This is a genomic window from Thioclava sp. SK-1, from assembly GCF_001705665.1.
In the GTDB taxonomy this organism is placed as follows: domain Bacteria; phylum Pseudomonadota; class Alphaproteobacteria; order Rhodobacterales; family Rhodobacteraceae; genus Thioclava.
In genome coordinates this window covers 364,812-390,212 of the sequence record NZ_MDHA01000032.1, presented here as the reverse complement: position 1 = coordinate 390,212, position 25,401 = coordinate 364,812, and the positions used below count along the sequence as shown (strand labels likewise).

The following is a 25,401-nucleotide window of genomic DNA, read 5'->3' as shown; positions in this document are numbered from 1 at the left end:
CCACATCACGCGAACCGGGTAACAGCATGCGTGATCACCACATTCCCTACTTGCGGCCCGCTTGCACCAGTGCTTTATCTTGGACATGAGCAAGCCCAACGACAACCCCGCCGATCCGTTCAAAAAAGCCCTCGCTGAAGCCACCAAAACAATGGCAGATCGGCCGGAGCTGACAGTGAATTACACCGTTGATCCTTCGGGGCAGTCGGGTGACACGATGCGCCTGCCGCAAGTGTCGCGCCGTATGACCCGAAATGAGGTGCTTTTGGCGCGCGGCACCGCCGACGCATTGGCCTTGCGTATCCGTCATCACAATGAGGCAACGCACAACCGCTATCGCCCGCAAGGCGAAATGGCGGCCTCACTTTACGAGGCGATGGAAGCTGCACGTTGCGAGGCGCTTGGCGCGCGTGATATGCCCGGCACGCTGACCAATACCGACGCGAAACTGGCCTATGAGGCGGACCGCAAAGGCTATGGCCAGATCCGCAATCAGGCCGAAGCCCCGCTGCCCGCCGCCGCCGGCTATCTGATCCGTCAATTGGCCACGGGGCGCGACCTGCCGACATCGGCACAAAATGTTTTGGATCTGTGGAAACCCTTCATCGAACAAAGCGGCGTTGATCTGGGCGATTTACAAGATGTGCTCGCCTCGCAGGCGAATTTCGCACGGCTGTCGCGCAAGATCATCTCGGATCTGGGGTATGGTGATCAGCTGGGTGATGACCCCGACGAAAGCGATGGCGATGAGGGCGATCCCGAAGAGGCCGCACCCGAAAATGATCGCGGAGAGCAAGAGGAAACCGGCGAACAAGAGGACCGTGACACCGAAGCGCAGCCCGAACAGGCCCAAGAGCAGCAACAAGATCAGCAGCAAACTTCGGTTTCAACCGAAGATCTGGCCGATCAGGATGCCGGTGACGAGGTGGATATGCCAGAGGCCGATCAGGCCTCGGAGGCGCCGCCACCTGCCGCGTCAGAGGCGGATCCAAGCTATAAGATCTATGCCATTGACTTCGATGAGGAAATCGCCGCTGAAGATCTGGCAGAACCCGCTGAGCTGGAACGTTTGCGGGCCTATTTGGATCAGCAGCTGGAACCGCTGAAAGGTGCTGTTTCGCGCTTGGCGAATAAGTTACAGCGCCGCTTGCAGGCACAGCAAAACCGGTCATGGGAATTCGATCGCGAGGAAGGCATTCTGGACGCCGGACGTTTGGCCCGCGTGGTGGCCAACCCGACCATGCCACTGTCGTTCAAAATCGAACATGACACCGAATTCCGCGATACAGTCGTGACGTTGTTGCTGGATAATTCCGGCTCGATGCGTGGGCGGCCAATCTCGATTGCGGCGATCTGTGCCGATGTTCTGGCCCGCACGCTGGAGCGCTGCAACGTCAAGGTTGAAATTTTGGGCTTTACCACCCGTGCATGGAAGGGTGGCCAATCGCGTGAAAAATGGCTGTCAGAGGGACGACCCCATCAGCCCGGGCGTTTGAACGATCTGCGCCATATCATTTACAAACGTGCAGATACCCCATGGCGGCGCGCGCGCCCTAATCTGGGCCTGATGCTGAAAGAAGGCCTACTGAAAGAAAACATCGATGGCGAGGCGCTTGAATGGGCGCATAAGCGGATGTTGAATCGGCCAGAGGCGCGCAAGATCATGATGGTGATTTCAGATGGCGCGCCAGTGGATGATTCCACCCTGTCGGTCAACCCGGCCAATTATCTGGACAAGCATTTGCATGATGTGATTGCCATGGTCGAAAAGCGTCGCGCAGTCGAACTGATCGCGGTTGGCATCGGCCATGATGTCACCAAATACTATGAGCGTGCGGTCAAAATCACCGACGCAGAGGAGTTGGCAGGCGTGATGACCGAACAGCTTGCCGGCCTGTTTGACGCCGACCCGCGCAAACGCGCCAGAAGTTTGGGAATGCGTAGGGTCTCGTAATGTTTCAAGATTTCAGCGTAAAGACCGATCCTGCCTTGGGGGCTGCGCGCCTTGCGGTGCTGCGCGCACAATTGGCACAGCAGGGGTTGGATGGGTTCATTATCCCGCGTGCCGATGCGCATCAGGGGGAATATGTTGCTGACAGCGATGCGCGGTTAGCGTGGTTGACCGGGTTCACCGGATCTGCGGGATTTTGTATCGCGCTGAAAGATCACGCCGGTGTCTTTATTGACGGGCGCTATAAGGTGCAGGTGCGAACCGAAGTCGACCTGGCACAGTTCACCCCCATTGATTGGCCCGCCACCCGGCCCGGCCCGTGGCTGGCACAGCATTTAACCGCTGGCGCCAAGGTCGGGTTCGACCCTTGGCTGCACACCCGGCGCGAGATTGATGCCATGGAACAGGCATTGACCCAAAGCGACATCACATTGGTGCCCACCGAAAATCTTGTCGACGCTATCTGGCACGACCGCCCCGCCCCACCTGCGGCGCCGGCACGCATTCACCCCGCCGCCCTTGCCGGGGAGGACAGCACCAAGAAACGCACCCGTCTGGCGCGCAATCTGTGCCGCGATCAGGTGACAACCGCTGTCTTAACCCAGCCAGATTCAATTTGTTGGCTTTTGAACATTCGTGGCGCGGATATTCCTCGTAACCCCTTGGTGCAATGTTTCGCACTGCTTCATAATGATGCAAAAGTGACTCTGTTTGCAGCGGCTGAAAAATTTGATGATGCGGTGTTGGCGCATCTGGGGCCTGATGTCACATTGCGATCAATGACGGATTTTGCGCCCGCTATCGCGCAGCTGCAAGGCACGGTGCAAATTGACGCAGGCACTGCCCCCGTTCAATTGGCACGCGCCTTGCCTGATGGAACGGCGATCCGCTGGGCCGATGATCCCTGTGTTCTGCCCAAGTCCATAAAAAACACGGCAGAAATCGCAGGGATGCACGCCGCGCATCTGCGCGATGCCACTGCGATGGTTGAATTTTTATGCTGGTTGGACGATCACGCCCCGACCGGCACCTTGACCGAGATCGATGTGGTCACACGGCTGGAAAATTGTCGCCGCGCCACCGGTGCCCTGACGGAAATCAGCTTTGATACTATTTGCGGCGCCGGGCCAAACGGCGCCATCGTGCATTACCGCGTGACCGAGAAAACCAACCGCGCTGTGCACCCGGGCGAGCTGTTGCTGGTTGACAGCGGTGGCCAGTATGGTGATGGCACGACCGATATCACCCGAACAATGGCCATTGGCAGCCCCGACCCACAGGCCGTGATGCCCTTTACCCGCGTGTTGAAAGGCATGATTGCCCTATCGCGCGCGCGTTTTCCAAAGGGGCTTGCCGGGCGTGATCTGGACGCGCTGGCGCGAGCATCACTTTGGGCTGCCGGGTTGGATTATGATCACGGCACAGGCCACGGGGTTGGCGCAGCCCTATGCGTACATGAAGGCCCGGCGCGGATTTCACGCGCCTCTGATGTGGCGTTGCAACCGGGCATGATTTTGTCGAATGAGCCGGGCTATTACCGGGAAAACGCTTTCGGGATCCGTATTGAAAACCTCTTGTTGGTAGAACCCGCACCACCGCTGGGCGATCCGCGTGACATGATGCAATTCCAGACCCTAACATGGGTGCCCATTGATCGACGGCTGATCGATATGGACCTTCTTGGCCCGGCGGATTGCCGCTGGGTCAACGACTATCATGCACAGGTTTTGAACCGTATCGGACCAACGCTCAGCCCGCGTGCAAGGACATGGCTGCAACAGGCCTGCGCACCGCTGTAAGCAGTATCACATATTCAACATATATTACAGGCTGCGCAGCGTCAGCGCCCTGAAACCTGACAAAATTCCAATATCGGCAGATTTCCACCTGCCACCTAAAGAACGGCCTTCCCTATGCCATAACAGCGGCATAGACGACCGGCGAAAGGAACTGATCATGCCCCATGACGCCGCTATTACCGCTTTGAAAAACCTGCTTGGCACGCGCCTTAGCACCTCCACCGCTGAGCGCACGCAGCACGGGCAAAATGAGACGTGGTTTGCCCCCGCCCTGCCCGATGCGGTGGCTTGGCCAATCGACACCCAAGAGGTGTCGCAGATTATGAAGATCTGCGCGGCCCATCAGATGCCCGTCACCGCCTATGGGACCGGTACGTCGCTAGAGGCCCATGCCGTGCCAATCCACGGGGGCCTTAGCCTGAATATGTCCAAGATGAACAAGATCTTGGATGTCATGGCGGACGATATGCAGGTGCGCGTGCAACCGGGCCTGACGCGCGAAGAGCTAAACACAGACCTACGTGCCACTGGCCTGTTCTTTCCCGTCGATCCGGGGGCGAATGCGTCTTTGGGCGGTATGGCGGCCACCCGCGCCTCTGGAACAACCACGGTGCGCTATGGCTCAATGCGCGAAAATACCACCGCGCTTGAGGTGGTGCTGGCCGATGGCCGGATTATCCGCACCGGATCTCGGGCGGCAAAATCCGCCGCAGGCTATGATTTAACCGCGTTAATGCTGGGGTCTGAGGGCACATTGGGAATCATCACAGAGCTTACCCTGCGCCTGCATGGCCAACCAGAGGCCATCTCTTCTGCCGTCTGCGCCTTTGACGATTTCGACACTGCCGTGGAAACCGTCCAGGCCGTCATTCAAATGGGCATTCCCATGGCCCGAATTGAGTTCGTCGACGCGCAGATTGCAGAAATTTTCAATGAGGCCAATGGCACCAGCTTGCCTGAAAAACCCCATCTGATGATCGAATTTCACGGCTCTGACGCCGGCGTAGCAGAGCAATCAGAACGGTTCGGTGAGATCGTGGCCGATATGGGCGGCGCAGATTTCAACTGGGCCACGACGACCGAGGACCGCAATCGATTGTGGCGCATGCGTCACGGCGCCTACCCCGCCTGTATTGCCCATCGCCCGGGCTGCACCGGGCTGGTGACCGATATCTGTGTGCCCATGTCCCGCCTGGCCGAAGCCGTGGCCGCAACCCGCACCGATATCGACGCCGAAGGCCTGATAGGCCCAATCTTGGGTCATGTCGGTGACGGTAATTTCCACGCGATTCTTCTGCTGGACCCCAATTCGGCAGATGAACTTACACGCGCAAAAGCCGTGGCCAGTAAAATGGCCCATCGTGCGCTCGAAATGGGTGGCACAATCACCGGAGAACATGGGATCGGCATCGGAAAACGCGCCTATATGGCAGATGAGCATGGGCAGGGATGGCAGGTTATGTCATTGATCAAACAGGCGCTGGACCCGCAAAATATCCTCAATCCCGGCAAGCTTGTGCCCGATGCCAATCACGCGACAAAGGAAGCCGAATGAGCCTATCTCATCCAGATGATCTGTCCCATGTCTTTGCCAAAGCATGGGGGGGCCGCGACGCCGTCACATTGGCCGGCCTCTTTGCTCCCGATGCCGATTTTCTCAGCCTGACCGGCGGGCTTGCATCGGGGCAACAAAATATTGCCGAACTACTGGCCGGCGAATTCTCCGGCGCTTTTTCACGCGCCAGATTGGTGACAGGCAAATGCAAACTGCGCCCCGTAGGTCAACAGGCCGTGGTGATGCAACAACGTTTCGTACTGTCGGGCCTGATCCATGCCGATGGCTCCGATGCTGGCCGGGTCGGCGCAATTTTTTGCGCCACTTTGGGGATGAATGATCACGGCTGGGAAATCGTCGCCGCACAATTTGTGCCCGAGGCATAGCGCCCAACAGCCTGATCCCATTGGCCAGGCGTGAAAACCGCGCCCATTCATCTTGCTATAAATATCCAAAAATAACACGGGCTTTTCGCAGCCACCCAACGCAAAGGGTGGCGCGTTATGGCCCTTTATCCCGCATCCAAAAGCGACATGGCAGCAGCACGCGCAGCATCCGTCACCTCTGCCCCTGAAATCATCCGGGCAATTTCGTCGGTGCGCTCCTCACGGCTCAGTTCGACGACCTCAGACAAAGTCATGCCGTCAATCACCTGTTTTTGTACCCGGAAATGATCGCGCCCACGCGCGGCAACTTGCGGGCTATGCGTCACAACAAGGACCTGCGCCGCTTCGGCAACCTTTGCCAAACGCCGCCCCACCGCATCCGCCGTCGCACCGCCGACACCGCGGTCAATTTCATCAAAGATCATGACCAGCGCATCGGCTCCACGTGACAGCACCACTTTCAGCGCCAATAAAAACCGCGACAATTCCCCGCCCGAGGCGATCTTGTTCAATGGCCCTGACGGCGCGCCTGGATTGGTTGCGACAGTAAACGCGACATGATCAACACCCTCCGGCCCCGGTTCACCGGGTGCCAATTTGGTTTCAAACACCGCGCGGTCCATTTTTAACGGCGCAAGCTCTGCCGCCATAGCCTGATCTAACCGGCCAGCCGCTTCCAACCGCGATGCCGACACCCGCTGCGCCTGTGCCATATAGGCTGCATCAGCCGCCTTTACCGCAGCATCCAGCGCTACGATCCGGTCCTCGCCCGCATCCAGCGCCGCAAGACGTTCATGCAATGTCTGCGACAGCTCTGGCAGATCATCGGCCGCAAGCCCATGTTTGCGCGCCAAAGCCCTCAACGCGAACAGCCGTTCTTCGCAAGCTTCCAGCTCATAGGGATCAAAGCTCAATCCCTGCAACGCCTCTTCAACACCCTGCGCTGCTTCACCCAGCTCAATCAACGCCCGATCAAGCGCATTAAGCGGCTCGTCAAGCGTCCCATCCGCCCGATCCGAAGCGCCTTGCAGCCAACGATCGGCTTCGCGCATCAGCCCCTCGGCGCCTTCGGGCCCGAGCGCGGTCAACGCCCGCGCAACATCAGTGCGAATTTTCTCTGCCTTCTGCATATGCCGGCGCCGGGTGTCCAGCTCCGCCTCCTCGCCTTTTTCAGGCGACATCTTGTCCAGCTCGGCCGTGGCATGGCGCAGAAAGTCTTCTTCTTCGCGCACCGCATCCAACGCCTTTTGCGCCGCATCGCGGGCACGGCGCGCCTGTGCGCGTTCTCCCCAAGCCACTTTTAGCGCGGATAACAGCCCGTGATGCTCTGCAAATGCGTCCAAAAGGGCGCGATGGCCGCGCTCGTTCAGCAACCCACCGTCGTCTTGCTGACCGTGCAATTCCACCAAAGACACCGAAATCTTGCGCAGAACATCTCCACTGGCCCGCCGGTCGTTAATAAATGCGATTTTACGACCATCGGCGCGGTTCACCCGCCGCAAGATCAACTCCGCTCCGCTGGGCAGACCTGCTTCTTCCAACACAGCACGCGCAGGATGTCCCACTGGCACATCGAACACCGCCGTTACCTCGCCCTGCTCCGCCCCTTTGCGCACCAGCTCCGCACGGCCACGCCAGCCCAAAACGAAGCCAAGGCAATCCAGCAGGATCGATTTGCCCGCCCCGGTTTCACCGGTAAGCACGTTCAAGCCCGGACCAAAGTCCAGCTCTGTCCGCTCGACAATCAACATGTCGCGAATTTCTAGACTGCGCAACATAAGTTTACGCTCCGAAAGTCAGGGTTACAGCCATTCGCCGCGAACCACCTGACGATAGATTCGGTTCAACCAGTTGTCGCCCTTGCCCTCTGGCGTCAGGCCTTTGGCGGTCAGCAGCTTATAGGCATCCTCATAAAACGGTGAGGATTGGAAATTATGGCCCAAAATGGCCGCAGCCGACTGCGCCTCATCAGTGATTCCCAGCGCCAGATAAGCCTCGGTCAGACGCAGAAGCGCCTCAGGCGTATGGGTCGTTGTCTGAAACTGTTCCACAACCACACGGAAACGATTGATCGCGGCGGTGTAATTCCCTTTTTTCAGGTAATACCGCCCAATTTCCATTTCCTTCGCAGCCAAATGGTCGAACGCAAGATCGAATTTCAAGATCGAGGACCGGGCATAATCGCTGTCGGGATATTGTTCGATCACATCGCGCAGCGCCTGCAGCGCCTGGAAGGTCAGCCCCTGATCACGGCCCACCTCATCAATCTGATCATAATAGCTTAGAGCCAACAGATATTTGGCATAAGGTGCATCCTCAGACCCTGGATATGTGTCCAAGAAACGCTGCGCAGAGGACCGCGCCTCTTCATAATCACCGGAGCGGTGTTGTGCAAAGGCCTGCATGATCAATGCGCGCTTGGCCCATTCCGAATAGGGGTAAAGCCGCTCTACCTCTTGGAAATACGACAGCGCCTGATCTGGGCGGCGGGGATTGCCCACTTCCAGTTCATATTCGCCACGTTCATAAATTTGCTCAGCAGTGAAATCTTCAAAATTCGGCGCGGGCTCGCCTGCGCATCCCGCCAACGCTGCCATGACTACAAGATATCCGACTTTCGAAGCCGCAGATCCGATGCGCGCCATACCCTGCCCTATCCCGTTTCTTGCCGCGCCCGTTTATCGGGCGGGATACCTTTGACCCGCATCACACGCGGGCAACCTGAGCGTTCCTAACACAGAAAAATCCGGGGCGCAAAACGCCTTTATCATGAATTCCCCACGGTCGCGTGAGCGCGGCAGTAAGGTCACGCAAACACCCCGCATCTTTCGATACGGGGTGCAAATGATATTACAGACAATCGCGAACACGTTTACCCCGCAAGCGCGACCGGACGGCACACACCTGCACCGGGCAAAAGACGTTCTTGATCTGCGTCCAAAGTCACGTATTCAAAGGCATCTGGCTGTGCAAACAGCGCACGCAACAGACGGTTTGTCATCGCATGCCCTGCCCGATTACCGACATACCGTCCAAGGATCGGCGCGCCGGCCAAAGACAAGTCACCCAGCGCATCAAGCATCTTGTGGCGAACCGCCTCATCCGGGCGGCGCAAGCCACCGGGGCTCAGTACTTTGTCACCGTCAAACACAATCGCGTTTTCATAGGTGCCACCCAGTGCCAAACCATGCGCCTGCATATGATCCACATCCGCCTGACGGCAGAAAGTGCGGCACTCCATCAACTCACGCACAAAGGCACCATTGGCCATTTCCAAACGCTTGGATTGCTGGCCAATGGCCGCATCCGTAAAATCGATAGCGAAGTCGATTTCAAACCCATCTGCGGGCTCTAAACGCGCGGTTGCTACGCCGTCTTTGAATTCAACCGGCTTCAAGATACGGATTGCACGCAACGGAGCACGCAGGAAACGAATGCCTGATCTACGAATACCGGCAACGAATGGCGCGGAAGATCCATCCATAATCGGCACTTCAGGACCGTCAATTTCAATCAATGCGTTATGCACACCACACCCCGCCAATGCGGCTGTGATATGTTCGATTGTTGATACCGTTACACCATCTTCGTTTTCGATCAATGTGCACAGTTTCGACGGGGTCACGCGGTCCCATGTCGCATGCACACGATTTTGCATCCCGATCACATCAATACGGCGAAACACAATGCCGTGGTCGGCGTCGGCGGGGTGAAGACGCATTCTGACGGGGGCACCGCTATGCAGGCCCACACCGTTGAATGTTACCGATTTTGCAAGGCTCGTCTGCACGATCATATTCCTTCCAGCTACTGACTCAAAACCCCGTGAGGTGGTCTTGGTTCCCGAAACTGCACCTTTGACATTGCTATAGGCGTCGTTCCGTAGCTTCACTTAAGAACAGCTGGAAAAAACCTCAATTCACTCTTTGCAACATAATGAAACATTAATGATGCACTGCGGCAAAACCCCGCCTCCACCGCTATAATCCATTGATAAATAACAAAAATGCCGGGCGCTGGCCCGGCATTTTTAATTTAGAACGTGAGCGGTTTTATTTCAAAAACTCACCATTGTTGCAAAACTGTCTTAGTTTGCCTGACGACGCAGGAAAGCCGGGATCTCGATCCGGTCCTGATCTGGGTCTTGCTCATCATCATACGACTCGGGTGCAGGCGGTGCTGGGCGCGGCTGCGGAGCAGCGGCTGTGCGCTGCTGATGCACAGGCTGAGCCTGCTGCGGAGCGGCATGTGCCTGACCTTCTTGATGCCCTGTCATCCGGTTGATCAAGGAATTGATCCCAAAACGGGGTTTTTCCTGGTGACCGCCGGCTGCCGGCTGTTGCTGCGGTGCGCGCTCTGCCGCCATTGGCTGGCGCGGGTGATGGCCGGCCGGCTGTTTCGACACGGCGGCCTGCAAACGTGCCAAGGCTTCTGGCGAAGGCTGACCGGGCTGACGCGGGCGCGGTGCAACATATTCTGCCGGCTCTTCTGCGGCTTCCAATGATTGCGGCTGAGGAGCGCGTGGCTGGTAGGCTGGCGGTGGCAGATCTTCGCTTGCACGCTGCGGCGCGGATTGGCGTGGCTGCTGCGGCGCGTCGAACAAGGTGCGATCAGAGGCATAGCTTTGCGGTTGCGCGGCTGGCTGACGCTGAGGCGCAGGCTGCGGCTGCGCGGCTGCACGCGATTGCTGCGGTGCAGGCTGGCGCTGTGGCGCTGCGGCCACATTTACAGTCAAGTTCGGCTGCGCGGCTGCACTACGCGGCTGTGGCGCCGGTGCGGCCTGCTGTGGTTCAGCAGGCTGCGGTGCGGCCTGACGTGTTTCTTCAACCGCTTCTGCGGGCTGGCGCAGCGGCTCTGCCAAGGATCGGCGCGGAACCGGCACTTCGGTGGTGATGGCTGCGTCGATACCAGTTGCGACAACCGATACACGCATGCCGCCTTCCATATCGGGATCCAATGTAGAACCGACGATGATATTCGCGTCCGGGTCGACCTCTTCGCGGATACGGTTTGCAGCTTCGTCCAGCTCAAACAGGGTCAGGTCATAGCCACCGGTGATATTGATCAACACGCCTTTGGCACCGCGCAACGAAATTTCATCCAGCAGCGGGTTGGCAATCGCTTTCTCGGCGGCTTGCACGGCACGATCTTCGCCCGTAGCCTCGCCCGTACCCATCATCGCTTTGCCCATCTCATCCATGACGGCGCGGACATCCGCAAAGTCAAGGTTGATCAGGCCCGGGCGCACCATCAAATCCGTCACACCTTTAACACCCTGATACAGGACATCATCGGCCATTGCGAAGGCTTCAGTGAAGGTGGTTTTTTCATTTGCCAGACGGAACAGGTTCTGGTTCGGAATGATGATCAGCGTATCGACGACCTTTTGCAGCGCTTCCAGACCGGCTTCGGCCTGACGCATCCGCTTGGAGCCTTCAAACTGGAACGGCTTGGTTACGACACCAACCGTCAAAACGCCCAATTCACGCGCAGCTTGCGCAATGATCGGCGCTGCGCCCGTGCCCGTGCCACCGCCCATACCGGCAGTGATAAAGCACATGTGAGCGCCCGCAAGGTGGTCGACGATTTCTTCAATCGTCTCTTCCGCAGCGGCGGCACCTACGGCTGCGCGCGCACCCGCGCCCAGGCCTTCGGTGACTTTCACGCCCATCTGAATGCGCGCTTCGCTTTTGGATTGCTGCAGCGCCTGCGCGTCGGTGTTCGCAACAACGAACTCCACACCCTCTAGCTGCTGCTCGATCATGTTATTGACCGCGTTTCCGCCAGCCCCGCCAACACCAAAAACGGTGATGCGCGGCTTGAGATCCTCATGGTCGGTCATCATCAGGTTCAGTGTCATTTAGGTTCCGCCTGTCTATTTTGCCACGGCCCTGTCCCGGCCGAATATCTCGAAGTTACACTGAATTTATCGCTGAATCGCCCTAGCGTCACGCGAAAAACACAGTTTCTCCACAAAATCTGGCGAACACACGAACACCTTGGGCGGTATTTCGCGCATTTAACAGCATATTGTGGTCGTACTGCCTCTCACCCTATATCAGGGGCAAAGGTTAACGAAAGGTAAACTTCAACAGTTGGTTAATCGCCAAAGCTCATCCAAATCAAGCTTACCAATTGTCTTTGAACCAGCGGATCGCCCGACGCAAGCTACGGCCGTTCAATCTTTCGGCAGGGATCTCAAAATCCCACCATTCATCTTGCGGATGCGCTGCGAAAAGCGCCAATCCAACCACGGATGAGAAGCCAGAACCGGTCGCAGCGCCCGGCAATCCCTTTACGCGAAGCGGCCGACCGAGTCGCACATTCTGGCCAAGGATTCGCGCCGCCAAACCGTCAATGCCAGGCAGCTGGCTGGTGCCGCCGGTCAACACGATTTGCTGACTGGCCAGGTGATCGAACCCGGCCACATCCAACAGCGCGCGCACTTCTTCAAAAATCTCTTCGACTCGGGGACGGATGATCCCGATCAACTCGGCACGGCTGACGGTCTGGGAATCCTTTTCCCAATCGCCGGAATTGTTCGACAGCGCGATCATATCACGGTCATCCATTCCGGTCGCATGCACCCCGCCATGTACGGTCTTAATCCGTTCGGCCACATGCATAGGCACTTGCAGCCCCGCAGCGATATCGCGGGTGATGTGATCGCCACCCAAACGCACCGCATCGGCAAAAATCATATGTTTCTTCATAAAGATCGACAGGCCCGCCGATCCCCCGCCGATATCCAGACAGGCGGCGCCCAGCTCTTGCTCATCTTCCACAAGGCTGGAAATACCTGATACATACGCCGCCGAGGCAATGCCCGCCAATTCCAGATCACAGCGCCGGATACAATGCGCCAGATTGTGAATCGCGGTTTCTTCCACCGTCAACAGATGCATATCGACCGACAGTTTACGCCCGGTATGACCGCGCGGGTCGTTCAGCCCAGACCGGTGATCGAGAGCAAAATTCACCGGCTGCGCATGCAGCACTTCGCGGCCATAACCGATTTGCGGCATATCGCATGATGCCAGCACCCGCCCTACGTCTTGCTCAGTCACGGTTTCGCCCTCAAGCTCAACCAGACCATCCAAACCATAGCTGCGCGGCTCTGCACCGGCGAATGTCGCAATCACATGGTCAACACGGGTGTTGGCCATCTTTTGCGCGGCTTGCACGGCGGTGCGGATCGCACGCTCCGTCTCGGCCATCGCATCGATTTCCCCAAACCGGACACCACGCGATCGTGTCGTCGCCGCCCCGATTACACGAAACGCGGATTGCCCAGCCAACGGACCGGCCCCGCCTTCACGTTCGCCCAGATCGGCAGGCCCATCAAAGCGCAGCACCAGACAGGCGATTTTCGAGGTTCCAATATCCAACAGGGCAATCACCCCGCGCTGCATGGCAGCGCGGCGCATATTCCGCATGGCACGTTGGGCTTGATAAAGATCTGTCATGTCTGCCTGCTCAATATTGTTTGGCCACCGTTCGATAGGTCTCAAGCCCTGGGCTTGAGAGCCGGATCGTCGGCCGCTCATTGTTGCGAAGGTCAAGATGGGTGAAATCACGTGCTAAAAGATCTTCGGCCGCATCCAGCGCCAAAAGACGTTCAATCGCCGGAATTGGATTATCCGCAGGCAGCATGATGCGCTGATCATCTTCTAAAGCCAGATCCCAGCGCCGTTCGCCCACGCGGATCAGACCGCGGATGCGTGGCAACAATGGGCCAGACGCGATCAAGATCCGCAGCGCCTCTGGCACCGCGCGGTCCGCACCCTTACCCGCCACCAGCGGCAAATCGGGGCGCAGATCCCGTTCCAACAATGTCGCAACGCGGTGGCCTTCAGGGTCCAGCATTTCCAACCCGCCCGCCGTGCGCCACAAAATCGCGGGTTCGCGTTCGCGCACGTCGGCCTCCAGTATGCCGCCGGGGCGAATAACCATCGACACATCGGCCACCGCATCAAGGCGCAAAACCGTGTTGCGATAGGCGTCCAGATCCAGATCGAAAGAGGACGCGGGCAATGTTACTGGCAGCATAGTACGAATGGCCGCATCGACCTCTTCCCCAGCACCTTCGATTTTCAACGCCGAGACCATAAACTCTGGCCGTGTCTGGACCGCACGTTTTGCATCGATGAAATGTTGCCAAATCGTGGCTCGGCGACCTTCATCGCCAAAATACAATCCAACACCCAGCACAACGACAAAGATCGGTGCGCCGATCCGCACGACCGAACGCACCAAAGGCGTCAGCCACAGCCGCTGCAACCGAAACGCAAGCCGCGACGGGGCCGGATCACGCCGGCGCGAACGTAAGACGGCGCGCTGCCCAGCCTGAGGCGGGTAACGGCGGGGCGGGTTTATCGGTCGCATGATGCATCCTCCACCATCCACGCGACCAGCTCGGGAAAGCTGACGCCCTCTTGCGCGGCCTGTTCTGGAACAAGGGATGTCGGCGTCATACCGGGCTGAGTGTTGGTTTCTAACAAGATCACGCCATCGCTGCCACGGCTGTCATCCCAACGGAAATCCGTACGCGACGCACCCCGGCACCCCAGCGCCTGATGCGCACGCAATGCGTAATCTTGGCAAATTTCTGCGATATCCGCAGGGATATCCGCCGGACAATAATGCTGCGACCCACCGACTGTGTATTTCGCCGCATAATCATACCAACCGCTGGTGACAATCTCTGTCACACATAGCGCGCGGTCCCCAATCACCGAACAGGTCAACTCCCGTCCCGGCGCATAGGTTTCCACCATCACCATATCTGGCATCTCATCGGACAATTGCGGCGGCTGATTGGCCCCGCCATGCACGATATACACGCCGACCGAGCTGCCCTCATTATTGGGTTTCACGACATAGGGCGCGGGCATCACATGATCAGCACTGGCCTCTGCCTTGGGCACAATCACGCTTTCAACCACTGGCAGGCCGGCGGCGCGAAACGCATCTTTGGCACGCGACTTGTCCATCGCCAATGCGGAAGCCAACACGCCCGAATGCGTATATGGCAGATGCAGCCATTCCAAAATGCCCTGAACACAGCCATCTTCGCCCCAACGGCCATGCAACGCGTTGAATACATAATCTGGTTTTATGTCAGCCAATTGCTGCACAAGATCGGGGCCGGCATCGACCTCAATCACATCATATCCCGCCTGCCGCAGCCCCGTGGCGCATTCGCGCCCGGATACCAAGGAGACCTCCCGCTCTGCGGAGGGGCCACCCATCAAAACTGCAACACGTTGGGATGCCCTGCTCGACATACCCGCCATTTTCGCCTCTGCCGGGGTTATCCCCGTGCTTTGTTCATTAGTGCCGCCATCTACTGCGCCTTGGCGGACTCGGGCCTATTGGCCACCCTCTTCCGGGGTGTCACGAGTGCCGATGCGCATGATTTCCCATTGTAGCGAAATGCCGCTCGTTTGCAAAACCTTTTTACGGACTTCTTCACCAAGATCTTCCAAATCTGCCGCCGTGGCACCGCCTGCGTTGATTAAGAAATTAGAGTGCATTTCAGACATTTGCGCACCGCCCAATTTGGCGCCACGCATTCCAGCATCATCAATAACCTTCCAGGCTTTCAAATCATGTTGATCATCTGCCCGCCCGGTTGAGCTGTAGCCTGCCGGATTGCGAAATGTCGACCCGGCAGACCGGTCCTTCGTAGGTTGGCTTGCATCGCGTTTTGCGATTTGATCCGCCATACGTGCCTCTAGCGCCTGAGGATCGCCGGGTTGGGCAACAAATACGGCCTTGGTAATCACCCAGCCCTGCGGCAAATCACTTTGACGGTATTGCAGGTTCAGATCCTGTGCCGGGATGGTTTTCACCTCGCCTTGCCGGGTTACAACCTCGACCTCCAGCAAATGATCCGCGACATATGCGCCATAGCAGCCTGCATTCATCCGCACTGCACCACCAATCGCGCCGGGAATCGTGCGCAAAAAGGTTAGGTCCAGACCGTTTTGCGCCGCACGCCGCGCCACATGCGCATCCAATGCCGCAGCGCCGGCGACAACCCGACCTCCATCGCAGTCAATCGTGTTGAAGCCCCGGCCCAGCCGGATCACCACAGCACGCAACCCACCATCGCGCACGATCAGGTTAGAGCCAACGCCCATCGGGAAGACGTCGACTTCCTCCGGCAATGCGGCCAAAAACGCGGCCAGATCGTCGCGATCTGCAGGTTGGAAAAACAAATCCGCCGGACCACCGACGCGCAACCATGTCAGGTCCGCCAAGGAACGGTGTTCGGTCAGGGTGCCTCGGGGCGTATATGCGGTAAGAATGCTCATACCCGTGTCGTAGTCATCCGGCGCCGCACACACAAGATCCCTTACTCAGCCGTTTCGATCTCAACTGCATACTCAAGCTGCGACTGCACACCTGCGCCCCAGTATGCCCCTTCCAGCGGCAAGGTGCCAAGCTGATCTGGCGCGGCACACAGGGCAATATGCGCGTCGTTCACAACAACACCAAAACTGGGGTCATAGCCAATCCAGCCCAAACCAGGCAGATGCACCTCGGCCCAGATACTAAGGTGCCACTTACCATCCACAGCCTTATCCAGCCCGGTGTAACCTGACACATATCGCGCCGGAATCCCCTGCGCCCTTGAACATGCCACGAATAAAGATGTCAATTTTGGAACAACCGCCTGTGCCTGCACCAGAACCGGATCAGGCAAGCGGGCCAGGTTGTCTTGATCCGCAACACCCGTTACGCCATGCAACCGATCGCATAGTAATTCCAGATATAGCAGCGGATCGCCTTCTGCCTCTTCGGCGATCTGATCGGACAATCGCGCCACCGGGGCCAACACATCGCCCACCATGCAAAAGGACATATTTGGCGGCGGCGACAGAGGCAGCGATGTTAAGGCCGCTTTCTGCGCTGCTTGTGTCACAGTGCGGGCCAAGATCACCGTTTCAATCTTGAGATGTTTGGTAGACCCAGCAAATTCCAGATCCAGCACCGCGTTGCCATATAGATCGGACCCGCGCCTGCGTGAAACCGGCGGGGGTGAGATATGTATCTGATGATCCTCAACCTTGGCACCATCGGGTCGCGGGCTCAGCCGCAATCGATGCGCCCCCAATTTGACCGGGGCTGAATAGCTGTATTCAGTCACATGACGGATCGAGAATTGCATCTGGCGCTCCTGACTGGGTCAATGCCCACTCAGGGTAACGCCGCACTGCAGCAATGCAATGCGGCGCGCGCATACAAACCGGAAATCCCGTGGCGCGGGCCCAGTTTGCCGAAATTAACGGCACCGGCGGTCGGCTCAATCGTGATCGAACCGACCTTCACGCGCGGCACGCAGCAGGTATTTCACCGGCCAGCGCAGCACAGAGACCCCACCTGCCAGCACCAAAACACCCCAAAGCGGGCCATTTTGATACGTCACCCACCCCACCATCGGAACCCCTGTGGCAATCAAGGCCCAGGCAGCAGGCCAATGGAAACGTTGCGGGCCAAGCGCCACCATCGTGGCGGCAATTACCCAAAGGCAGACGGCAAACAAAGAATGGGTCATGTCAGACCTCGTGAAAAGCCAAAGCAGGGACAGGCCGGGACAGGGTCCGACCCCGCATGAAATAGAAAAGCGACCGACGTCATGACAGTCACGACGCCGGTCAAGGTTAACTCCATCCCGGCGGACAGGAGGGAGTGGACCAGCCGGGTCGACATTATCGCCCGGATCTGCGCAGGGCGATACGCATCGCCCCGCTTCGCATCTGTTGCAGCGCTATGCTGCCAGGGGACATCGGGAAAATGGCGCAATGCCCCAGTCACCTTAGGCCCCCAATTTTGCGGGCAAGCCGTTGGCCCAGGCCGAAATCGTCCCCGCGCCAAGGCAGACGACAATATCACCGGGGCGCGATTGTTCACGCACCAGCCGGGCCAAATCCTCTTCTGACAAGATCGCGCGCGCATGGCGATGGCCATGCTGAATCAAACCGGCCACAAGATCTTCACGCTCCGCACCCGGGATAGGGTCTTCGCCGGCCGCGTAAACCTCTGCAATGGCAACCACATCTGCCTCGTTGAAACAGGTGCAGAAATCCTCGAACAGGGAATGCAGGCGCGAATAACGATGCGGCTGATGCACAGCAATCACACGCGCACCCGGCGTGCCCGACACCGCCTGACGCGCGGCTTTCAAGACGGCTGCAATCTCAACCGGGTGATGGCCGTAATCATCAATGACCGCCACGCCGCCCAGCACATCCCCGACCTTGGTAAAGCGCCTGTTGACCCCTTTGAAATTGGCCAAAGCATCGCGGATCTCCTCGCGTTTCATGCCCAAATGGCGCGCCACCGCGACTGCGGCCAGTGCATTGGACACGTTATGATCACCCGGCATCGGCAGGCGACAACCTTCGATCACCGTTGGCCGCTCGTCCTCATCCAGTTCGCCTTGCAAGGCAATGTCAAATTGCGCAACGCCTTGCACATAGGTCAGGTTGATCGCACGCACGTCGGCCTGCGCATTGAAACCGAAGGTGGTGACCCGCCGGTCGGAAAGCTTGCCGACAAGGGTTTGCACCTCTGGATGATCGGTGCAGCATACGGCCAAACCATAGAACGGAATATTTGAGACAAACTCATAGAACCCTTTGCGCAGCGCATCAAAATCGCCCCAATGCTCCATATGTTCGGGGTCGATATTGGTGACAATCGCAATGGTGGCAGGCAGCCGGTTGAATGAGCCATCGGACTCATCTGCCTCAACGACCATCCATTCTCCCTCACCCGCTCGCGCGTTCGAGCCATAGGCATGGATCACCCCACCATTGATTACGGTCGGATCATATTTACCGTAATCCAGCAACGTGGCGACCATCGTCGTGGTCGTGGTTTTCCCATGCGTCCCCGCAACAGCGATATTGGAGCGCAAGCGCATCAATTCGGCCAGCATCTCGGCCCGACGCACGACCGGCAGGCCACGTTTGCGCGCCCCTTCCAGCTCTGGGTTGCCCGGTTTGATCGCCGAAGAAATCACCACAACCCCGGCATTGCCCAGGTTTTCCGCCCGCTGCCCTTCAAAAAAGGTCGCGCCCAGCTCTTGCAGACGGTCGGTGATTTTGGATGCTTTGGCATCCGATCCCTGAACCGTAAACCCCTGGGTCAGCAGCACTTCGGCGATCCCGGACATGCCAATACCGCCCATACCCACGAAATGGATCGGCCCCAATTCACCCGGAAGTTTCGTGGCATTCATTGCGCGTCTCCTGTCAGTTCATCTACGATTGCGACCAATCGTTCTGTCGCATCCGTAATTCCACAGCGCCCTGCGGCCAACGCCATTTGCAATGCGCCATCCGGATTTTCCAACACCAGCGCGACCTGCGCGGCCAATGTATCGGGTGACAAACGGCTTTCGGGAATGACGATTGCCGCGCCAGCCTGTGACAACCCCTGTGCATTTGCCGTTTGATGATCACCCGCGGCAGCCGCATAGGGGATCAAGATCGACGGACGCCCGATCACAGAAATATCGGCAATCGAAGACGCACCCGAGCGCGAAATAACCAGCTGTGCTTCGCTAAGGCGGCGTGGCACATCGCGAAAGAATGTCTCTACATCCGCCGAAATTCCGGCCTTTTCATAAGCAAAGATAACCCGCTCCCGGTCTTCTTCACGCGCCTGATGGGCCACGCGCAGATTGCGGCGCAACGTATCGGGCAAGGCCGCCAATGCCTCTGGTACCATATCGGACAGAATCCGCGCACCTTGGGATCCGCCCATTACCAGAACGGACATCGGATAATCACCAGGCACGATATAGGGTGCGCCGGCCCGCTCCATCACCGCAGCGCGCACCGGGTTTCCCGTATGCACCGGCTCCACCCCATCGGGCAATTGCGTGGGCCAGGTGCCGCAGGCAAACCGCGTGACCTTCTTCGCAAACACCGTGTTTACCCGACCGGTGACACCGTTTTGCTCGTGGATAGCACTGGGAATGCGTAAAACTGTTGCCGCAGTCAGTGCCGGGATCGTGGGATAGCCGCCAAACCCTACAATGGCCGCGGGGCGATCCAAAACATTGCGCGTCAGGGCCGACAACACGCCACCCGCGATACGCAACGGCACCATCAGTTTCGACCAGAAACGCCCGCGCGCGAATGTCGCCGAGGACACCATATCAATCTGCACCACATGCGGGAAGCCACCCGCATAGCGCGCCCCACGCGCATCCGTTGACAGCTTCACTCGCCAGCCGCGCCGCGTCATGACTTCGGCCAAGGCCTGTGCGGGGAACATATGCCCGCCCGTGCCACCAGCTGCGATCAACAACAGCGGAGGTTTGCTTTCTGACATATTTCAGCCCTCTCTACTGGTGGTGCCGGGATAAAAGATCGGAAATCTGACCTTGGGGCCGGGTGCGCGTCAGCGCCAAAAGCATCCCAACTGCGATACCAGACGCAATAACAGACGATCCGCCATAACTGACGAAAGGCAATGTCATCCCTTTGGCCGGCAACAAACGCACCGCAACACCCATATTGATAAATGCCTGCACACCAAATGCCGCCGCCAAGCCACAGCCCGCCAAACGGGTGAACGGATCCCGTTCGCGCATCAAACGCAGCATAGAGCGGACGACGATCGTCGCATAAAGCGCGATGATCACCATCACTAGGATCAGACCATATTCTTCTGCAGCAACGGCAATGATGAAATCAGTATGCGCATCGGGCAGTGACCATTTCACCGTCCCCTCGCCTACGCCCACACCAAAGAAGCCGCCCTCCTGGATCGCATTTGTCGCATAGCCAATCTGCGTGCGCGGATCGATCTCAGCCGAAAGGAACCCGTTGATCCGGCGGGCGAAATGCTCTGACATATTATAGGCAAACACACCGCCTGCCGCCGTCAGACCACCAATCGCCAACAGCAGCACAATCGGTGCACCGCCGACGAAATACATCACACCCCACGCAAACAGCACCAGTGAGGCTTGGCCAAAATCGGGCTGCAATGCCAAGCACACAACGATAATCGCCGTCAGAACAAAGGAATATAGCCGCCCGGGCGGGCCTGCCACCTCATGTGCGGCGGCAATGAACCATGCTGCGATAATCACAAACCCAGGTTTCAGAAATTCTGACGGCTGGACCGACGCAAAGCCAAAAGAGATCCACCGCACCGCACCTTTGCCAAAATCGGTCCCGATCACCGGCAACGCCAAAATCGCAGCAAAGGCAAAGAAGAAACCAATCACGCCAAGCCTGCGCACCTGCGTCGGCGTCATCATCGAAATCAATGTCATCACCACCAGGGCGACACCACCAAAAAACGCCTGACGCTTGACATAATAGAACGCCTCAAGCCCGTTCTTCTCGGCCAGCGGCACAGAGGCAGCCAGACCAAGGAGCATCCCAATACCAAACAAGGCAAGGATGCAGGAGAGGGCCCACTTGTCGAGGGTCCGCCACCAACGTGGAAGAATAGGGTCACCAGCGCGCGCAGGCGCGGTGCCAAAAACCATTTCTGTCATGGGCTGTACTGCCGTCACTGCCTCAAAATTGCCCGTTTTCCGGGTCTAGAAATCAATGTAAACCAATTTTAACGGCCTGACTAGCACCTTTCGGGCAAAAGCGATCAACTACAAGTGGCACGGCGCTCTTGCGACGCCATAGGTGGTTGGGCCTTGCAAGATTACCGCTAAATTTTGACCTGCTGAACAGGGGGAGAGCCATGATGAAGGTCGGTATTGTTGGTGCAGGAATGGTTGGGTCTGCCGCGGGCTATGCGTTGGCGCTGCGCGGCGGAGCCAGTCAGATCCTGTTCGTGGATCACAATCACGCATTGGCCGTGGCGCAGGCCGCCGATATCGCCCATGCGGTGCCATTCGCCCATCCCTGCCAGATCAGCGCGGGCGATTACGCAGGATTGTCCGGCGCGCATGTAGTGATTTTAGCCGCCGGGGTGGCGCAAAAACCGGGCGAAAGCCGTCTGTCCTTATTGACCCGCAATGTTGATATTTTCGCCGATGTGGTGGGGCAGGTCCGTCACCATGCACCCAAAGCGTTACTCTTGGTCGCCTCGAACCCGGTGGATATCATGACCCAGGTCGCGCTGCGCGCATCAGGCCTGCCTACGCAACGAGTGATAGGATCGGGCACAATCCTTGACACCGCGCGATTTCGTTGGCTGCTGGCGCAGCATTTGGGTGTTTCGCCACATTCCGTGCATGGTTATGTCCTTGGTGAGCATGGAGATTCAGAGGTTTTGACATGGTCAAGTGCCCAGCTTGGCTCTACCCCTATTGTCACCGCCGCAGCGCAGCTGGACCGGGCGGTCACGCCCGAAATCATGGCACGAATTGATACGGATGTGCGATGTGCCGCCTATAAGATCATTGTCGGAAAAGGTGCAACCTATTACGGTATTGGCGCAGGGCTTGCACGAATATGTCAGGCCTTACGCGATGATCAACGCGCGGTATTTACCTGCTCTATACAGATGCCACAGGCCTTCGGTGTTGAAAACATCGCACTGTCCCTGCCGCGTGTGATCGGGGCGCAGGGCATTGTGAACACATTGCAATTGGACCTGTCCGAGACTGAGCACGCCGCGATGCGCCATTCTGCGCAGGTTTTACACGATACCGCCGCAGCAGTGCTTTAGCGCGCCTGCGCCAACCAAAGGCTATGGCCCCGGCAGTCTGGATCTTGTGCCACAAAGCGCAGCGGCAACAATCCGTTTTCCTCCATCAACAGGGCATATTCCGCCGGTGACAAGCTGGAGTGATAGACCGGCTGGCCGGCCACCGCGCCCATCGCCTCCCCCGCCTCTGGGCCACAGGTAAACATAAGCCGTCCACCCGGGCGTAAATGTCGGGCGAAGATCGGGAACATCTGCCGCTGCGCCTTCGGGGACAGATGAAAGAAGCTGTTAAAGGCCACAATTGCATCGTAGCGCTGCCCCAAATCCAAGCGCTGCATATCCGCCTGCACCCAAATGCCCTGCGGCACTGCGCGACGGGCCAGATCCAACATAGGCGCAGCGATGTCCACACCGGTTAGTGCAAACCCCTGTTCGATCAACCATTTACCAATCGGCTCTCCGGAACCGCAGCCCAGATCCAGCACCGATGCGCCAGGCCCCAGCCCCGTTACCAGTCGCTGTAACCAAGGACGTTCAAATAGACTGCGATTGCGTTGTGCATGCCACTGCGTGGCAACACGCGCATATGTGGTGGAAATATCACTCGGCAGGGTCACGTGTTGGCGGGGCTGGCTGTAGCCGTTGCAACAAGCTGCGCGAAATGATCACCGCGTTTTTCAAAACTGGCATATTGGTCAAAACTGGCCGCAGCCGGCGCCAGCACCACGGTGTCGCCCGATTGCGCATCACGGGCACAGGCCGCCACGGCCGCCTCCATGGTTTCACAAATCTCATGCTCCAGCCCGGGCAGATCCAATGCGAAATCGCGCGCCGAATGGCCAATGAAATAGGCTTTGACCACCTGCCCAATATGCGACTTCAACGCGCTGACACCGCCGTCCTTACCCAAGCCACCAGCAATCCACCGGATGGATTTGAACGCATCCAAGGCCTTGGCCGCTGCATCTACATTCGTGGCTTTGGAATCATTGACCCAGCGCACACCGCCAATATCTGCCACGGTTTGCGACCGATGCGGCAGGCCTGCAAAACTGTGAAACGCGGCCTCAATCTGGCGTGGGGCAATGCCCACCGCACGGCAGGCAGCAAAGGCAGCACAGGCGTTTTGATGATTGTGCACCCCCGGAAGGCCGCTGATGTTACGCAAATCAACCGAGGCCACCTGCCGCCCCTTGCGCCATTCCGCTAAAAAACCTTTGCGGGCGAAAACAGACCAACCCCAATCCCCCAGCTTTCGCGCTGCAGAAATGCGGATCAACCGGTCATCAAGCGGCCCGACTGAAATTTGATTGGCCAGATATATCCCTTCGGGCTCATCAACGCCGATGATCGCCCGGTCGGGTCCACCTTCGGCAAATAACCGCCGTTTGGCCGCAAAATATCCGCCCATACCGCCATGACGATCCAGGTGATCAGGCGACAGGTTAGTAAACACCGCCACATCTGGCGTCAGCGCACGCGCCAAATCGGTCTGATAGCTTGACAGCTCCAGCACCAGAACTTCGCCATCTTCGGGGGGATCAATATCCAACACGCCGCGCCCAATATTGCCCGCCATCTGGCTGGGCCGTCCGACGCTTTGCAAGATATGATGGATCAGTGCGGTTGTGGTGGATTTCCCATTCGACCCGGTAACGCAAATCACCCGCGGCATCGTGTCAAAATCATCCCATCCCGCGCTGGACCAAGACCGAAAGAACAGCCCGATGTCATTATCTACCGGAACGCCCGCCAGCATGGCCGCCGTGATGACCTTATTGGGCTGTGGATACAGATGCGCAATCCCGGGCGAAACGACCAACAAGGACACATCATCAAATGCCCCAGCCCGCGTCAGATCCCAGCACGAAAACCCAGCCTGTTGCGCGCGGTCACGGCCTTCAGGGCTGTCATCCCAGCACAGCGGCTCTGCCCCTCCTGCGCGCAAAGCAGCCGCCGTCGCAAGGCCTGACCGGCCCAGCCCCAATACCGCGATTTTCTGACCATCAACACCTTGAACCGGAATCATTATCTGCCCCAATACTGCCGCCGCAGGGGTCAGCCCCCGCACAACCGGGATATGTCAACCCAAAGCGCGGGGAAAGAGGAAAGTCATCGCGCCGCCCCCACATCACATATGACAGGGGCAGGCACATGGCGGCCTAGGACGCCGCGCGCCGCGGGCGGCGCCTACGCGAAAGAAACCCGGCGAATGCAATTCCCGACAGGGCCATCGTCGCCGTCGCAGGCAATGGAACAGGTGCGATTACATAGCCAAGATCGCGCAACGATGCGAGCGTCACATCCGAGACGGTGGCCTCTTCTGACAGGTAACCCGTCATCAATGCGTCCGACCCGCAGGCCCAGCTTTCGGCCCAATGCATGCCCGACGTTCCGGCCACACCGCCCCCTTCAATTGGAACCGATACAGCTGATCCATCACAGCTTTCTTGATAGGCCGCGAGCCCAAATTCCCCGATATAATTGCCCATATCATCTTTAAGATCATTATAGACCGTGCCAAGCCGAGAGGTCAGATACCAACCTGTCCCAAAGCCCAAAGCATGCGCCATCTCATGCAAGACCACGTTATCAAGCGTGCCTCCCGCGATCATGCTGTCAAGATCCGCGCCATCAATCCCGATCACGGCCGAGGTCGCATACGCCCATGTGCGATCCGCATTCAAACGGAACATTGTCGTGGTCGATGCCAATGTGCCCGACGCGGCGCTCAGCGGTGAGGCGCTTGTCAAAAGTTCAGCAGTGACGACCAACGGACCAAAATCAATCAACGGGTCGACATAACCCAGAACTTTGGATTCCCAAAATGTTTGCGCACGCTCAAACGCGTTGCGGATCTGTGTGCTCGTGTCGTCTTCAAAAACCAATGTAATATCAAATGTGGCACTATGTGCGCCTGATCCGACGATATTGCCCCCCAACAGGCCGATCGCAGCAGCGCCTAATATATGCGTAAATTTATTCATCACGATATTGTTCCCAGGCTTCCCAAGCCCAAGAGTGGCACGATTCTTAACGAAAGGCTTACGGAAATGCGCGCCGTTA

21 protein-coding genes are annotated in these 25,401 nt (G+C 58.1%); 5 read left to right on the top strand and 16 right to left on the bottom strand.

Translation table 11 applies throughout. The features are described 5' to 3' along the window. Positions 1–85: 85 nt before the first annotated feature. The 4 genes from cobT (at position 86) to BFP70_RS07985 (ending at position 5,691) form a co-directional block, all read left to right on the top strand. Complete coding sequence (gene cobT / locus BFP70_RS08000; RefSeq protein ID WP_066010821.1) at positions 86–1,954, top strand: cobaltochelatase subunit CobT; 1,869 nt, start codon at positions 86–88, stop codon at positions 1,952–1,954. Continuing rightward, a complete protein-coding gene (locus BFP70_RS07995; protein WP_066010820.1) occupies positions 1,954–3,750 on the top strand; it encodes an aminopeptidase P family protein in 1,797 nt (598 codons plus the stop codon). The genes cobT and BFP70_RS07995 overlap by 1 nt, the downstream gene beginning before the upstream one ends. A 157-nt stretch (positions 3,751–3,907) precedes the next feature. Next, positions 3,908–5,305 (top strand): FAD-binding oxidoreductase, encoded by a 1,398-nt coding sequence (locus tag BFP70_RS07990; RefSeq protein WP_066010819.1) that lies wholly within the window; start codon positions 3,908–3,910, stop codon positions 5,303–5,305. Next, positions 5,302–5,691: a DUF4440 domain-containing protein gene (locus tag BFP70_RS07985; protein WP_066010818.1), complete on the top strand. Its 390-nt coding sequence runs from the start codon at positions 5,302–5,304 to the stop codon at positions 5,689–5,691. The genes BFP70_RS07990 and BFP70_RS07985 overlap by 4 nt, the downstream gene beginning before the upstream one ends. A gap of 125 nt (positions 5,692–5,816) precedes the next feature. On the opposite strand, the gene recN is transcribed toward BFP70_RS07985, so the two are convergent. From recN to BFP70_RS07920, 13 genes are all read right to left on the bottom strand, one after another. Next, the gene (gene recN, locus BFP70_RS07980) at positions 5,817–7,469 is read right to left on the bottom strand and encodes a DNA repair protein RecN (protein WP_066010817.1); all 1,653 of its coding nucleotides are present in this window, start codon (positions 7,467–7,469) and stop codon (positions 5,817–5,819) included. A gap of 24 nt (positions 7,470–7,493) precedes the next feature. Then, positions 7,494–8,336 (bottom strand): outer membrane protein assembly factor BamD, encoded by an 843-nt coding sequence (locus BFP70_RS07975; RefSeq protein ID WP_066010816.1) that lies wholly within the window; start codon positions 8,334–8,336, stop codon positions 7,494–7,496. A gap of 227 nt (positions 8,337–8,563) precedes the next feature. Next, positions 8,564–9,481, bottom strand: a complete 918-nt coding sequence (lpxC, locus tag BFP70_RS07970) for a UDP-3-O-acyl-N-acetylglucosamine deacetylase (RefSeq protein WP_066010960.1) — start codon at positions 9,479–9,481, stop codon at positions 8,564–8,566. 297 nt (positions 9,482–9,778) lie between these two features. Continuing rightward, positions 9,779–11,551 carry a cell division protein FtsZ gene (gene ftsZ, locus BFP70_RS07965; protein WP_066010815.1) on the bottom strand — a complete coding sequence of 591 codons (1,773 nt, stop codon included), beginning with the start codon at positions 11,549–11,551 and terminating at the stop codon, positions 9,779–9,781. A 268-nt stretch (positions 11,552–11,819) separates the two neighbouring features. Next, positions 11,820–13,157, bottom strand: coding sequence for a cell division protein FtsA (gene ftsA / locus BFP70_RS07960; protein WP_066010814.1), 1,338 nt, complete (start codon positions 13,155–13,157; stop codon positions 11,820–11,822). Positions 13,158–13,167: 10 nt separating this feature from the next. Then, positions 13,168–14,076: a cell division protein FtsQ/DivIB gene (locus BFP70_RS07955; protein WP_066010813.1), complete on the bottom strand. Its 909-nt coding sequence runs from the start codon at positions 14,074–14,076 to the stop codon at positions 13,168–13,170. Continuing rightward, positions 14,064–14,987, bottom strand: a complete 924-nt coding sequence (locus BFP70_RS07950) for a D-alanine--D-alanine ligase (protein ID WP_083217396.1) — start codon at positions 14,985–14,987, stop codon at positions 14,064–14,066. The genes BFP70_RS07955 and BFP70_RS07950 overlap by 13 nt, the downstream gene beginning before the upstream one ends. 75 nt (positions 14,988–15,062) lie before the next feature. Beyond that, positions 15,063–16,010: a UDP-N-acetylmuramate dehydrogenase gene (gene murB / locus BFP70_RS07945; protein ID WP_066010812.1), complete on the bottom strand. Its 948-nt coding sequence runs from the start codon at positions 16,008–16,010 to the stop codon at positions 15,063–15,065. 41 nt (positions 16,011–16,051) lie between these two features. Then, on the bottom strand, positions 16,052–16,867 hold the full coding sequence (locus tag BFP70_RS07940) for a transglutaminase family protein (RefSeq protein ID WP_066010811.1): 816 nt from the start codon (positions 16,865–16,867) through the stop codon (positions 16,052–16,054). Between the two features lie 135 nt (positions 16,868–17,002). After that, positions 17,003–17,254 carry a DUF2484 family protein gene (locus BFP70_RS07935; protein ID WP_066010810.1) on the bottom strand — a complete coding sequence of 84 codons (252 nt, stop codon included), beginning with the start codon at positions 17,252–17,254 and terminating at the stop codon, positions 17,003–17,005. A 261-nt stretch (positions 17,255–17,515) separates the two neighbouring features. Then, on the bottom strand, positions 17,516–18,943 hold the full coding sequence (gene murC, locus BFP70_RS07930) for a UDP-N-acetylmuramate--L-alanine ligase (protein ID WP_066010809.1): 1,428 nt from the start codon (positions 18,941–18,943) through the stop codon (positions 17,516–17,518). Beyond that, entirely contained in the window at positions 18,940–20,043 is a 1,104-nt protein-coding gene (locus tag BFP70_RS07925) for a UDP-N-acetylglucosamine--N-acetylmuramyl-(pentapeptide) pyrophosphoryl-undecaprenol N-acetylglucosamine transferase (RefSeq protein WP_066010808.1), read from the bottom strand. Before BFP70_RS07925 ends, murC begins: the two co-directional genes overlap by 4 nt. A 13-nt stretch (positions 20,044–20,056) precedes the next feature. Then, positions 20,057–21,223 carry a putative peptidoglycan glycosyltransferase FtsW gene (locus tag BFP70_RS07920; protein ID WP_066010807.1) on the bottom strand — a complete coding sequence of 389 codons (1,167 nt, stop codon included), beginning with the start codon at positions 21,221–21,223 and terminating at the stop codon, positions 20,057–20,059. A gap of 200 nt (positions 21,224–21,423) precedes the next feature. Between BFP70_RS07920 and BFP70_RS07915 the strand changes: the two genes are divergently transcribed. After that, positions 21,424–22,356, top strand: a complete 933-nt coding sequence (locus tag BFP70_RS07915) for an L-lactate dehydrogenase (protein WP_369820194.1) — start codon at positions 21,424–21,426, stop codon at positions 22,354–22,356. On the opposite strand, the gene BFP70_RS07910 is transcribed toward BFP70_RS07915, so the two are convergent. From BFP70_RS07910 to BFP70_RS07900, 3 genes are all read right to left on the bottom strand, one after another. After that, the gene (locus BFP70_RS07910) at positions 22,353–22,952 is read right to left on the bottom strand and encodes a class I SAM-dependent methyltransferase (RefSeq protein WP_083217395.1); all 600 of its coding nucleotides are present in this window, start codon (positions 22,950–22,952) and stop codon (positions 22,353–22,355) included. The two genes, BFP70_RS07915 and BFP70_RS07910, sit on opposite strands and share 4 nt — an antisense overlap. After that, positions 22,949–24,364, bottom strand: coding sequence for a UDP-N-acetylmuramoyl-L-alanine--D-glutamate ligase (murD, locus tag BFP70_RS07905; RefSeq protein ID WP_066010806.1), 1,416 nt, complete (start codon positions 24,362–24,364; stop codon positions 22,949–22,951). The genes BFP70_RS07910 and murD overlap by 4 nt, the downstream gene beginning before the upstream one ends. Before the next feature lie 133 nt (positions 24,365–24,497). After that, positions 24,498–25,322: a leishmanolysin-related zinc metalloendopeptidase gene (locus BFP70_RS07900; protein ID WP_066010805.1), complete on the bottom strand. Its 825-nt coding sequence runs from the start codon at positions 25,320–25,322 to the stop codon at positions 24,498–24,500. Positions 25,323–25,401: the final 79 nt, after the last annotated feature.